Here is a 12,853-nt window from a genome sequence, read left to right as displayed (position 1 = left end):
CTAGATGCCCCGCATGCGCAGCACGTGCAGGGCCAGGGTCAGGTTGAGCCGCAGGTGGGGGTCCTCGGTGAAGTTGCCGAGGAGCCGTTCGAGCTTGCCGATGCGGTAGCGCAGCGTGTTGTAGTGGAAGTGCAGCCGCCTGGCCGTCTCGGCGACGTTCAGGTTCGTCTCCAGCAGCACCTGCAGCGTCCTGCGCAGGTCGGCGTTCTCGCTGTCGTCGTCGCCGGCCAGCGGACCGAGCGTCTCGCGGACGAAGGCGTGCAGCTCCGCGGTGTCGTTGACCAGCGACAGCAGCCGGTAGACGCCGAGCTGGTCGAAGTGCGCGACCGCGCCTGGCCCGTGCAGCTGCCTGCCCACCCTGGCCGCCTTCAGCGCCTGGCCGTACGCCTCGGGCAGGCCCTCGGCGCCGGGACAGGAGCGGCTCGTGCCGGTGGAGAAGGTGCCGACGGAGGAGGCGTCGGCGAAGGCGGCCGCCGCGTCGCGGGCGACCTTCGAGCTGTCGACGCCGGCGTCGACCACGGCGACCACCTCATGGGAGAAGCCGGCGACCGCGCCACGCGGGTCGTGGCGGCGCATGGCGGAGGTCCACGAGGCGACCAGGCGGTCCTGCGCGGTGCGCTCGTCGCACTCGGGATCGAGTTCGGCGACCAGGACGGTGACGGGGCGTTCGAGGTCCCAGCCGAAGGCGCGCGACCTGTTGGCGATCCGCTCGGCCGAGCCCGCCCTGCCGGTCAGCACATCCCGCAGGAAGTCGGCACGGTACTTGCTCTCGACCGCGTTGACCGCGTCCTGCCTGGTGATGACGAGCGCCGCGACTGTGGCGGCGCGTTCGAGGATGCCGATGTCGCTGTCGCGGATCGTCCCCGCGGGGCTGTGGGCGAGGATCCTGCCGTGATGGTGGCCGCCCGCGACGACGGGAACGGCGGCGAAGTTCCCCGTACGGCCCGCCGTACCGGACAGCTGGCGGAGGGCGGCGACGTGCTCGGGCGGGCCTGCGGAGGCCAGAACCCTGCCCGCGCCGTCGACGGCGGCGACGGCCACGTCCAGCAGCCCGGCCACCTCGGCGGTGACCTCGCCGAGCCCGCCTCCGGCCAGCACCACCTGGACCAGCGCCCGGTGCGCCTCCTCCGCACGGACGAGCACGGCCGCCTGCCTGTTGAGGATGTCGGTGAGCACCTGGTTGAGGATGTCGTCGAAGCCCACGTCGTTGGGCAGCAGGATCAGCGGGAAGCCCAGCCGGTCGGCCTGGGCGACCATCTCGTCGGGCAGCGCGTCGACGTAGCGGCCGAGTTTGATGGCGAGCGCGGCCAGGCCGCGTTCGTCGAGGTCGGCGACCAGGCGGTCGAGCGACTGCGGGGTGTTGCGCAGCGGGTAGCCCGTGGTGAGCAGCAGCTCGTGCGGCTTCACCCAGGCGAGGATGTCGGGGACCTCCATCACGTTGAGTCGCTGGACGATCCGGTCGAGACCGGACTCTCCCGCGATCAGCTCGGCCTTCGCGAGCGTGGAGACGCCGAGCACTTCGCCCACCGAAACGCCGTGGATGATCGTTCCGGTGCTGGCCAGGCGGACAGGGGGCTCCATGAGGCGATTGTGACTGATGAACCTGTGTGTCAGGAAGAGCCAACCTTTTGACCGACTGTTGGCACATTTCTCCGTACGGAGGTGTGAAGGGCCGCTCTACCGTCGGGTCCATGACGCTCGGCACGCAGAGAAGGGTCCAGCCGCGCACCCACCTCACGGGAGCGGCGAGCGCGGCCGTCCGCCCGGTGCTGGAGTCGGCCAGGATGCCGGCGCGGGTGCTGGCGACGGTGTCCGTGGGCGTGTATCTGGAGGTGCGGACGCAGCTGGAGCCATCGGTGATCGCGATGATCACCGGCGAGGCGACCAGGCTGCCCAACTCGGTGCTGCTGGCGGGCGAGCTGCCGCGGGTGAGCGTCGGCGACGAGGCCGCCGTGGGCGACGGGGTCATCGAGGTCGGCCGCTACCGGGTGAAGGCGCGCCGCTGGTGGGACCCCTCGCCCGCGCTGCCCTCCGTGGGTCTCGAACGGCTGGCCCGCGCCGTTCCGGCGATGTCGTCGCAGACGTCCAGGCGGCCTGGCCTCGAAGGCAACGGCGCCATCTCCCTGCTGGCGGCCGGATGCGCCGAGGCGTCGCTGGTGCGCGCCGTGAGCGCCGCCGAACAGCTGGTGGGGCTCGGACCCGGGCTGACCCCGAGCGGCGACGACGTGCTCGCGGGCCTGCTCGTGGCGCTGCGTCACCTGGGGTCGGCCGCGCGGGTCGCCCGCGCGGTGTGGCTGGCCGACTGGCTGTCCGCCGCCGTCACCTTCGACGCGCGTACGCGCACCACCCCGATCTCGGCGACGCTCCTGCACTGCGCGGCCAGAGGAGAGGCGAGCCCCGAGGTGGCGGGCGTGCTGCGCGGCATCGCGGGCGCGCAGCCGATCGAGCCCGCCCTGAGACGGCTGCTACAACTCGGGCACACCTCCGGCGCCGATCTCGCGCAAGGCCTGCGCATCGGCCTCGACTCGGTGCTGGCCCTCGGAGCGGGCTCATGAACTCCCTGGTGAAACTGGTCCCCGGCGTCTATCACGACTCGGTGAGCCTGATGCGGGTCAGCCAGGCGCTGTCCGCGATGCCGGGCGTGGAGGTGGCCGTCATCGCGATGGCCACGCCGCTCAACCTCGATCTGGCCAGGGAGCTGGGCTTCGACCCTCCCGCCGCGTCCTCCGGGTCCGAGCTGCTGGTGGCGGTGCGGGCGCGGGACGTGACGGCCGCGACGGACGAGCTCGACCGGCTGCTGGGCGAGCTGTCGAGCCGCTCGCCCGCCGAGGCGGCCGACTTCCCTCCGCGCACCACCCGCTCGGCGGTCAGGGCGGGAGCGGCCAACCTGGTGCTGGTCTCGGTGCCGGGCGAGCACGCCTTCGCCGAGGCGCTCGACGCCGTCGAGGCGGGCCTGCCCGTGATGATCTTCAGTGACAACGTGCCCGTGGAACAGGAAGTGCTGCTCAAGCGGCTGGCCGAGGAGCGCGGCGGCCTCGTCATGGGCCCCGACTGCGGGACCGCGGTGATCGGCGGGGCGGGACTGGGGTTCGCCAACGTGCTGCGACCTGGACCCGTCGGCGTGGTCGCCGCCTCGGGCACGGGGGCGCAGCACGTGACCTCGCTGCTCGACCTGGCAGGCGTCGGCGTGAGCCATGTGCTGGGCGTCGGGAGCAGGGATCTGTCCGCCCAGGTGGGCGGCCTGTCGGCGATACGGGCGCTGCGCTGGCTCGACGACGATCCGGGGACCGAGCTGATCGTGCTGATCTCCAAGCCGCCCGCGCCCGAGGTGGCGCGGGCGGTACAGGAGGTCGTGGACAAGCTGCGGACGCCCGTGGTGTCCGCGCTGCTGGGCACCTCGGGCGGCGACCTGACCGCGGCCGCGGAGAGCGCGCTGGGCAGGCTCGGTCTCGAACCGCCCGCGTGGCCCTCGTGGAGCAGGCCGATCGCGCGCGGCTCCGTCCGCGGCCTGTACTCGGGCGGCACCCTCTGCACCGAGGCGTCGCTGATCACGCCGGGCGGCTTCGTCGACTACGGCGACGACGTCTTCACCAGGGGCAGGGCACATCCGATGATCGACCCGACCCTCAGGCTCGAAGCCCTCGCCAAGGTCGAGCCAGGCGAGGTGGCGCTGATGGACGTGGTGCTGGGCCACGGCGCCGACCCCGATCCCGCGCTTCGGCTGGCCCCCGCGATCGAGGCGGCGGCCGGCAGGGGCGTCCAGGTGGTGATCGCCCTGATCGGCACGGAGGGCGACCCGCAGGGGCTGCGCCGCCAGGCCGCGACGTTGCACGAGGCGGGCGCCGCGGTCTTCACCTCCAACGCCCACGCCGCCCGTCACGCCGCAGGGAGCGCCACGTGAGCCTTCTGCCCGTCGATCCGCACGTCGTCACGGTCGGCGCCGACCTGCTCGGCGAGGCGCTGGACGCCCAGGCGGTCACCAGGACCGCGGTCGACTGGCGGCCCCCGCTGCCCGGCACGGCCGCCGCGCTTGCCGCGGTGCTGGCCGACCCGCGCAGGACCGCCGCCAACGAGGTGGCCGTCGGCCGCCTGCTGAGCGCCCGCCCGCAGCTCGTCGACGTACGGCCGGCCGCCGACGCGCTCGGCCTCGACAGGGGGACGTTCCTGCACGCGGGGCCGCCGATCACCTGGGAGCGGGCGTCGGGCCCCATGCGCGGCGCGCTGATCGGCGCGATGCTGCTGGAAGGCATGGCCGCCACGGTCGAGGAGGCCGAGCGCGGCCTGGCGGCGGGCGAGGTCACGCTCGACTCCTGCCACCACCACCGCACGGTCGGCCCGATGGCGGGCGTGGTCAGCCCCTCCATGTGGCTGTTCGAGGTGCGCGACGCCGAGCACGGCGGCACCGCCTACTGCTCGCTCAACGAGGGCCTCGGCAAGGTGCTGCGCTACGGCGCCTACGGCCCCGAGGTGCTGGACCGGCTGCGCTGGATGGGCGAGGTGCTGGGGCCCGCCCTGCGCGACGCGCTGCGGATCAGCGGCCCGATCGACCTGCGCGCGCTCATCGCGCAGGCGCTGCAGATGGGCGACGAGCTCCACAACCGCAACAGGGCCGCCACCTCGCTGTTCCTGCGCGAACTGGCCCCCGCGCTGGTCGAGGCCGCCCCCGCCCGCGCGGCGGAGGTTCTGCGCTTCGCGGGAGGCAACGACCACTTCTTCCTCAACCCCGCCATGGCCGCGGGCAAGGTCAGCACCGACGCCGCCCGGGGCGTGCCCGGCTCCTCGCTGGTCGTGGCCATGGCCCGCAACGGCACCGACTTCGGCGTGCAGGTCTCCGGTCTGGGCGACCGCTGGTTCACCGGGCCCGCGGGCGTCCCCGACGGCCTCTACCTCGGCGCGTACGGCCCCGCCGACGCCAATCCCGACATCGGCGACTCGACCATCACCGAGACCTCGGGCCTGGGCGGCTTCGCCATGGCCGCGGCGCCCGCCATCGTCAGGTTCGTCGGCGGCGAGGTCGGCGACGCGGTCACGGCCACGCGCTCGATGTACGAGATCACGCTCGCCGAGCATCCCGCCTACCAGATTCCCGGGCTCGGATTCCGCGGCACGCCCGTCGGCATCGACGTGGCGCTCGTCGCCAGGACGGGCCTGCTTCCCGTCGTCAACACCGGCATAGCAGGCAAGATCCCAGGAACAGGACAAGTAGGTGCGGGACTGGTGAGTCCGCCCGCCGAGGCCTTCATTGCCGCACTCAACGCGCTCGCATTCGATAAGTGATCAATTAGCAGTTTCGGCGTTCCCGCACGTCAAACCCGGATTGCCGTCCGTTCGATTACGTTGGCCGCGCGTCGACTTCCGTTTACTAATCGCATGCCGATATGGTGTCGAACCTCGCAATTCGGCGTAGGGAATAGGGGGCGGGAGATGTCTGACCGCTTGCTCGGACAGGTCCCTGCCGAGGGACCTGGCGTGCCGGGGGGCACGGAGAGCCAGGGTCGTCTGGTCGGTCGCAGGTACAAGTTGCTGTCCCCCGTCGGCAGGGGCGGCATGGGCATGGTGTGGCACGCGCACGACGTGTTGCTCGACCGGCCCGTAGCGGTGAAGGAGCTGATCCTTCCCTACGGCCTCGACCACGCGGGCAAGCAGGTGGCGCACCGCCGCATGATGCGCGAGGCCCGCTCGGCCGCGCGCCTCGGCCACCCCGGGATCGTGACCGTCCACGACGTCGTCGAGGAGGACGGGCGGCCGTGGATCGTGATGGAGCTGGTCAGGGCATGGTCCCTGGAGCAGGCCGTACGGCAGAGCGGGCCCCTGCCCGTCATCCAGGCCGCCGAGATCGGCATCAGGGTGCTCGACGCGCTCAGGCACGCGCACGCGGCGGGCATACTCCACCGTGACGTCAAGCCGGGCAACGTCCTGCTCACCGCCGACAGGGTCGTCCTGACCGACTTCGGCATCGCGGCCATCGAGGGCGACGTCACGATCACCCAGACCGGGCTGCTGATGGGCTCGCCGGCCTACGTCCCACCGGAGCGGCTGTCCGGACAGCCCATCACCCAGGCGGCCGACCTGTGGTCCTTCGGGGCGACCCTCTACGCGGCCGTGGAGGGGCGGCCGCCGTACGAGGGGCCCGACGCGATCGCCGTGCTCGGCGCGGTGCTGACGCAGGACCCGGTCAGGCCGCAGCGGGCCGGCGCCATGCTGCCGGTCATCGAGGGACTGCTGCGCAAGAACCCGGCCGAGCGGATGAACGCGGGCCAGGTCGCCGACCTGCTCGAACGGGTTCTGGCCAGCCACGGGGGCGGCTCGCCGCGCTCGCAGGGGCCGATTCCGACGCCGTCGAACTCGACGCCCGCGCACCTGCTGCCGCCGCTCGACCCGCCGTCGGGGCCGCTGCCCACGCGGATCGTGGAGACGCCATCCGGGCCGGTCCGCGTGCCGTACGACCCGCAGGCCGGCCCTTCGGAGGGGACGGGGACCCCATCCGGCGCCCACGCGCACCCGCAGGGGTTCGACGCTTTCGGTAGCTCTTCGGGGGGCTCGACTGGTCCTGTTCCCGATGCGAAGGGCGGATTCGACGCGATGAGCGACCCTGGCGGTTACGACTCACTCGGCGGCCCCCGCGGCTACGACTCGACGGGGGGCCACAACTCCGTCGGAGGTCATGACCCCGCGGGCGGCTACCACTCCGCAGGCGGCTACGACTCGACGGGGGGCTACGACTCCGTCGGAGGTCGCGACTCCGCGGGCGGCTACCACTCCGCAGGCGGCTACGACTCCTTGGGCGGCCCATCGGGACCGCATGGCTACGACGCCCTGCACAGCTCGTCGGACCCCCGGGGTTACGACGCGCTCCGCAGTTCCTCCGACCCCCGCGGCTCCTTCGACCCCCGCAGTTCCTCGGATCCCCGCGGTTCCTCGGACTCCCGCGGCTCCTTCGACCCCCGCAGTTCCTCGGATCCCCGCGGTTCCTCGGACTCCCGCGGCTCCTTCGACCCCCGCGGTTACGATGCCCTCCGTAGCTCCTCCGACCCTCGCGGCTTTCCCTCCGACCCGGCGGGACCCGCGCCCGGGCGCTCCGGCGCCTTCCCCGGCGGACCCGGCGCCTCCCCGCCTCCCGCGGGGCCAGGCTCCGGCCGTACGGGCGCGAACTCCTTCCCCGCCTCTCCCCCACCGGCCCCCGGCGGGCGGGGCGTGCCCGAGCCGCAGCCGATCCTGCCGCTGACCGACAGCCTGCGCGGCGGCTCCCCCGCCGCGGCCCCGTGGCCGCTGACCCCGGGTGACGAGCCTCGTTCCGCCACCCGTGACGACCTCGCGGGACACGGCCGCAGGCGGAACACGGGCGGCGGCTGGACACGCGACGGCCGCCCCACCCCGCGCCTGATCGTCACCCTGGTCGCCGTCATCGGCGCGGCGGCGGCCGCGATCGTCGTCCTCACCTCGGGCGGTTCCCCTTCCGAGCCGAGCGTCAGCGCCACCACCGCGGCCTCCCCTGCGCCGGTCAAGCAACCGCTGGCCGCCGTCGCCGTACCCGAGGGGTTCAAGGAGCACACCCCGGAGGGCTTCACCGCGGCCGTCCCTGCGGAGTGGAAGCTGTCGGCGTCCGGCGGGGAGGCGATCTTCACGGGCCCCAAGGACTCCGGAATGAAGATCACCGTGGAGCAGGCCTCACCGCAGAAGGACGGCGGGCTGGCCGAACTGACCGGCAGGGAGGCCGACGGCGGGGTCGAGGGGTACATCCAGGTCCAGCTCCAGGAGGTCAGGTACCGCTCGTGGAAGGCCGCGGACTGGGAGTACCAGTACACGCAGTCCAACGGCGTGCCGATGCAGGTGCTGACCCGTTACGTCACGCTGGACGACAGGGACGCCTTCCAGATCACGTTCACGACGCCGCAGTTGCGATGGGACGACCAGGCCGAGACCCGCAAGGTCTTCCTGGACACCTTCCGCCCCACCACCTGACACTCCCCCACCGCTGAAGCCCGTGCCCACCACCTGACGCCCCTCCCACCCCTGAAGCCCGTTCCCACCCACCTCTCGAGGCCCGTGCCCACGTCCTGAAGCCGCCCCGCCCCGGCCCGGAGCCCAGCCCCCGGCCGTCGCTACGCGGCCGCTCGCCCTGTGCCCCCTCCCCCAAGGCTCAACCACTGTCGGGCGCGACCGCAGACACCTTGCCGCCTGGCCTGTCAGGTACGGCTTCTGGCGGCCCGCCGACCCATCCCCTGCCGCCCTCAAGGGCGGGGCCGCTCGCCGTTCGGCCTCCAGGACGGGGATGGGGCCGGGATCCGGCGAGCCCCTCGCGTGCGCTACCGTCACGCCATGAGGTTGGCGAGCATCCATTTCTATCCGGTCAAGTCCACCGCGGGTCACGACGTCACCGAGGCCGAGGTGGAGCCGTGGGGGCTGAAGGACGATCGCCGCTACCTGGTCGCCACCCCCGACGGCGAGATGCTGACGGCGAGGGAGGAGCCCAAGCTGCTGGCCTGCAGGGCGGAGGTGTCCGGCGGACGCCTCACTCTCGCCGGTCCGCACCGCCCGCCGCTCCTCGTGACCCCCACCTCCCAGCTGAGCGACACCCAGGTGTGGCGCACCCGGGTGAAGCTCACCGACTGCGGCGACGACGCGGCCGAGTGGCTGTCCGCGCTGGTGGACAGGCCCGTCCGGCTGATGTGGCTCGACGATCCGACGCGCCGTCCCGTCAACCCCGAACACGGCACGCCGCAGGACCGGGTGTCGCTCGCCGACGGCTATCCGCTGCTGCTCGCCTCCACCACCTCCCTCGACCAGCTGAACGACTGGATCGCCGAGGGCGCCGTCGAACGCGGCGAGGAACTGCCCGAGCCGCTGCCCATGCGCAGGTTCCGCCCGAACGTGGTCGTCTCGGGGGCCGCGACGCCGTTCGTCGAGGACGGCTGGAAGCGGGTGCGCATCGGCGAGGTGAGCTTCCGCATGACCAAGCCGTGCGCCAGGTGCGTGCTGACCACCATCGACCCCGACACCCTGCAGAAGGGCAAGGAGCCGCTGCGCACGCTCGGCAGGCACCGCAGGATCGACAAGAAGCTGCTGTTCGCCGTCAACCTCATCCCGGACGGCCCCGGCACGATCCGCGTCGGCGACCCCGTAACCGCCCCCTGACACCCGCAGGCCGATGGGGGTCCCGCAGACGTGGGGCCTCTGTCCCGCACGCCCTCCAGGCCATCGCACACCTCCACCCGACCGGCGACCCGCACGCTCTCCCGGCTGCCATCCCGCATGCGCTCCTGACCGTGGTCCCGCGTGCGTGAGGTCGGCCGTCCCATCCACGTGGAGCCGTCCCGCACGCGTGGGGCCCGGCTCTCGGGGGACTCACGGGAGCGATCTTCGTCCGCTTTGGGGTGATGTTGAGGGCTATGCGACACTTCACCGGTGACCACCAGCCCCACCAAGCCCGAAACTCCGTCAGTCGAGGGTGTGCAGCGCCGCACGCTCGCCGTCCTTTCGGGCGCCCAGATCACCGGCGGCGTCGGCGTGGCCGTGGGCCTGGCGCTCAGCTCCCTCGTGGTCTTCAAGCTGTCGGGCTCCGAGGCCGTCAGCGGCCTGGCCGGCACGGCGACCGTGCTGGGGGCGGCGATCCTGGCGCTGCCCGCCGCGAAGGTCTCGGGCAAGGGCGGGCGCAGGGCGGGCCTCGGCCTGACGTACCTGGCGGCGCTGACCGGATGCCTGATCTCGGTGCTGGCGATCACGATCGCCTCGTGGCCGCTGTTGCTGGCGGGACTGGTGCTGGTCGGCGGCGGCAGCGCGGGCAACCTGGCCGCCCGCTACTCGGCCACGGACCTGTCACCGCCGGGTCACGCCGCCAGGCATCTGTCGCTGGTGGTGTGGGCCGCGACCATCGGCTCGGTGGCCGGGCCGAACCTGGCCGCGCCCGCCGACGGGCTCGGCATCGACCTGGGATTGGTGCCCACGGCGGGCCCCTTCGCGTTCGCCGCGATCTCCTTCGCCGTCGCGCTCCTCATCATCATGGTGGGCCTGCGGCCCGACCCGCTCGTCCTCGCCAGGCGGCTCAGCGGCACAGCGGCCCCCGCCGCGGCCGGGTCCAGGACGATCAGGGACGCCTGGGACACCCTCCGCGCCACCCCCGCCGCCCGCATGGCGCTGCTGGCGATCGCCGTCAGCCACACCGCGATGGTGTCGGTCATGTCGATGACCCCCGTCCACCTGCACCACGAGGGCGCCCATCTGGAGGTCATCGGGCTGGTGCTCAGCCTGCACATCGCGGGCATGTTCGTGCTGTCGCCGTTGGTCGGGTGGATCGCCGACAAGCTCGGGAAGCTGCCCGTACTGGTCCTCGGCATGGCGCTGCTGCTGGCCGCCGCGACGCTCGCCGGTACGGCGGGCGAGCACCACGTCGGGCAGGTGACGGCAGGACTGGTGCTGCTGGGCGTCGGCTGGTCCTGCGGCCTGGTCGCGGGCTCGGCCATGCTGTCGGAGTCGGTCGCCATCGAGCGCCGCCCCGCCGTACAGGGCCTGTCGGACCTGCTGATGAACGTCTGCGGCGCGACGGGCACCATCGTGGCGGGCGCGATCGTGGGTGCGCTGTCCTACGGCATGCTCGGCCTGGTCGTGGGCGCCATGGTCACGATCACGGGGCTGTGGCTGGCCCTCAGAGGGCGATCGGGCCGGATCGCACCGGCCGCCTGACCGGCTCCGACCCCACGAACCCATCGGCTCCAGGCCCTGGCCCCGTCCACACCACAGCGTGAAGATCGCCCCGCCCGTGGAACCGATCACACGCGTCGCCGCCTCGCCCGCCCACCGGCCCCCAGAGGCCTACTGGCGGCGCTCAGAGGGTCGGCGGCGCGGTGGCCACGAAGCGGTGGCCACGAAGTCGGGGGCGCGGTGATGGGGACGCAAGGGTAGGGGCTGGGAGTCCGCGGGCCGGCCGTGGCAGGACACCCGGGATCGAGGTGGGCGGTCCAACGGGAAGGGCGAGTGGGACGACCGGGGGTCACTTGGCGTCCGGGAAGAGCGGGTGGGACGACCGGGGGTCACTTGGCGTCCGGGAAGAGCGGGTGGGACGACCGGGGGTCACTTGGCGTCGGCGTAGCAGGAGACGGTGACCGCCTCCATCGGGAAGCGCACCGGCGTCGCCCCGAACAGCAGCCGGGTCGCCTCCGTCGCCGCCGTCGCGACCGCGGCGGTCACCTGCTCGGCCTGGTCGAGCGGGCAGTGCACCATCACCTCGTCGTGCTGGAAGAACACCAGCCTGGCGGGCTCGGGCAGCAGCCCGCGCAGCACGGCCATCAGCGCCAGCGCCCATTCCGCGGCCGTGGCCTGGACGACGAAGTTGCGGGTGAAGCGCCCCCTGTCGCGGGCCGCCCGAGCCCCGTCGGGCCCGGAGACCAGATCCTTCCAGCGTTGCGACGGCGGCGGGCTGGTACGGCCGAGCCACGACCTGACGAGCTTGCCCTCCTCCCCCGCCTTGGCCGCGTCCTCGACGAACCGGTAGGCGCGGGGGAAGCGCTCCCGCATCACGGCCAGCAGCTTGGGCGCGTCGCCGCTGGTCCCGCCGTACATGGCGGACAGCATCGCGATCTTGGCGTTGTCGCGTTCGCCGCCGAAGGCCTTGGCCAGCGCGGAGTAGAGGTCGATCTCGCCCGCCGCGGTGGCCAAGCCCCTGTCGCCCGCCATGGCGGCCAGCACCCTCGGTTCCAGCTGGGCGGCGTCGGCCACGATCAACGCCCAGCCCTCGTCGGCCACCACGACCTTGCGCATCACCTTCGGGATCTGCAGCGCCCCTCCGCCGCTGGTCGCCCAGCGGCCCGAGACGACGCCGCCCACGACGTACTCCGCTCTGAAGCGCCCCTCCCGCACCCACTGGTCGGCCCATACCCAGCCGTGGAAGCTGTAGAGCCGGGCCAGCTCCTTGTAGGCCAGCAGCGGGGCGACGGCGGGGTGGTCGACCTGCTTGAGCTCACTCGACCTGGTGGTCTTCAGCGCCACGCCGGCCGACTTGAACGCCTTGACCAGTTGCTGCACGGAGTCGGGGTTGACGGGGTGGCCGAACGCCGCCGACACCTGGTCGGCCAGCGCCTGCAGCTTGGCGGGCCGCATGCCGTGGACGGGCCGCGGGCCGAGCAGTTCGGCGAGCAGCTCCTCATGGACGTCACGCCGCCACGGCATGCCGTCGTGGCCCATCTCGGCGGCGATCAGCGCGCCCGCCGACTCGGCGGCGACGAGCAGCCTGAACCTGCCGGGGTCGGGCAGCGCCTCGATCCTGGCGAGCTGGTCGGCCAGGATCTCGGCCAGCGCGTCGGCGCCCAGTTCGGCCCTCTCGGGCTCGAACAGCGTGTCCTGCCTGGCGGTGGGCTCGTCACCGTCCTCGGGCACGGGAAGCCCGTGGAGCCTGGCGTGGGCGGCCTCGGCCGAGCGCGGCTCGCCGTACCTGCCCTCGTGGGCGAGCAGCAGCGCCTCCGTGAGCGTCAGGTCGTGGCAGCGCGCCACCCGCACGCCCGCCGCCAGCAGCGCCGGGTAGACCTGTCGTGCGTCGGCCCACACCCAGCGGGGACGGCGCGGCTCCAGCTCCCGTACGGCGGCGGCCAGGTCGTCGACGCGGCGGGCCTGGCCCTCGACCGGGCGCAGCGTCCCGCCGCCCGAGGAGTCTGAGGTCAGGGCGACGTACACGCCTCCAGCCTGCCAGGCCGCACCGACATTTCCCCCGGATGGCGACCCTGGCTGCCCGGCCCATGAGCCCCCGGTCCATGAGCCCCCGGCCGAGGAGCTCGCGTGCCTGGGCGGCCGGAGCCTGCGTGCCCGGGCGGAGGGCTCGCGTGGCAGGCGGAGGGCTCGCGTGGCAGGCGAAGCCTGCGGCGCC

8 protein-coding genes are annotated in these 12,853 nt (G+C 73.2%); 6 read left to right on the top strand and 2 right to left on the bottom strand.

What is annotated here, in order from left to right; all coding sequences use genetic code 11:
* Entirely contained in the window at positions 1–1,581 is a 1,581-nt protein-coding gene (locus AC3EO4_RS47715) for a PucR family transcriptional regulator ligand-binding domain-containing protein (RefSeq protein ID WP_379574037.1), read from the bottom strand.
* A 110-nt stretch (positions 1,582–1,691) separates the two neighbouring features.
* Here AC3EO4_RS47715 and AC3EO4_RS47710 point away from each other — a divergent pair, with 110 nt between their 5' ends.
* The 6 genes from AC3EO4_RS47710 (at position 1,692) to AC3EO4_RS47685 (ending at position 10,680) form a co-directional block, all read left to right on the top strand.
* Entirely contained in the window at positions 1,692–2,555 is an 864-nt protein-coding gene (locus tag AC3EO4_RS47710) for an oxamate carbamoyltransferase subunit AllH family protein (RefSeq protein ID WP_431902664.1), read from the top strand.
* Positions 2,552–3,901, top strand: coding sequence for an AllF/FdrA family protein (locus AC3EO4_RS47705; RefSeq protein ID WP_431902663.1), 1,350 nt, complete (start codon positions 2,552–2,554; stop codon positions 3,899–3,901). The genes AC3EO4_RS47710 and AC3EO4_RS47705 overlap by 4 nt, the downstream gene beginning before the upstream one ends.
* Positions 3,898–5,277, top strand: coding sequence for a YlbE family protein (locus tag AC3EO4_RS47700; protein WP_431902661.1), 1,380 nt, complete (start codon positions 3,898–3,900; stop codon positions 5,275–5,277). The genes AC3EO4_RS47705 and AC3EO4_RS47700 overlap by 4 nt, the downstream gene beginning before the upstream one ends.
* 147 nt (positions 5,278–5,424) lie before the next feature.
* Complete coding sequence (locus AC3EO4_RS47695) at positions 5,425–7,962, top strand: serine/threonine-protein kinase (RefSeq protein ID WP_431902660.1); 2,538 nt, start codon at positions 5,425–5,427, stop codon at positions 7,960–7,962.
* Between the two features lie 357 nt (positions 7,963–8,319).
* Positions 8,320–9,135: an MOSC domain-containing protein gene (locus AC3EO4_RS47690; RefSeq protein ID WP_379574032.1), complete on the top strand. Its 816-nt coding sequence runs from the start codon at positions 8,320–8,322 to the stop codon at positions 9,133–9,135.
* A 270-nt stretch (positions 9,136–9,405) separates the two neighbouring features.
* Complete coding sequence (locus tag AC3EO4_RS47685; RefSeq protein ID WP_431902658.1) at positions 9,406–10,680, top strand: MFS transporter; 1,275 nt, start codon at positions 9,406–9,408, stop codon at positions 10,678–10,680.
* Positions 10,681–11,067: 387 nt separating this feature from the next.
* Here the strand turns inward: AC3EO4_RS47685 and AC3EO4_RS47680 are convergent, their stop codons facing one another.
* Positions 11,068–12,663, bottom strand: coding sequence for a bifunctional 3'-5' exonuclease/DNA polymerase (locus AC3EO4_RS47680; RefSeq protein ID WP_431902657.1), 1,596 nt, complete (start codon positions 12,661–12,663; stop codon positions 11,068–11,070).
* Positions 12,664–12,853: the final 190 nt, after the last annotated feature.

The sequence above is a fragment of the Nonomuraea sp. bgisy101 genome (genome assembly GCF_057708945.1).
The sequence above is the reverse complement of the archived record's forward strand: the minus strand, read 5'-3'. Positions and strand labels throughout refer to the sequence as shown.

Bases quoted from the DNA above. Each gene is read 5' to 3' on its own strand.
- AC3EO4_RS47715 (WP_379574037.1), bottom strand. From the start codon at position 1,581: ATGGAGCCCCCTGTCCGCCTGGCCAGCACCGGAACGATCATCCACGGC.
- AC3EO4_RS47710 (WP_431902664.1), top strand. From the start codon at position 1,692: ATGACGCTCGGCACGCAGAGAAGGGTCCAGCCGCGCACCCACCTCACG.
- AC3EO4_RS47705 (WP_431902663.1), top strand. From the start codon at position 2,552: ATGAACTCCCTGGTGAAACTGGTCCCCGGCGTCTATCACGACTCGGTG.
- AC3EO4_RS47695 (WP_431902660.1), top strand. From the start codon at position 5,425: ATGTCTGACCGCTTGCTCGGACAGGTCCCTGCCGAGGGACCTGGCGTG.
- AC3EO4_RS47690 (WP_379574032.1), top strand. From the start codon at position 8,320: ATGAGGTTGGCGAGCATCCATTTCTATCCGGTCAAGTCCACCGCGGGT.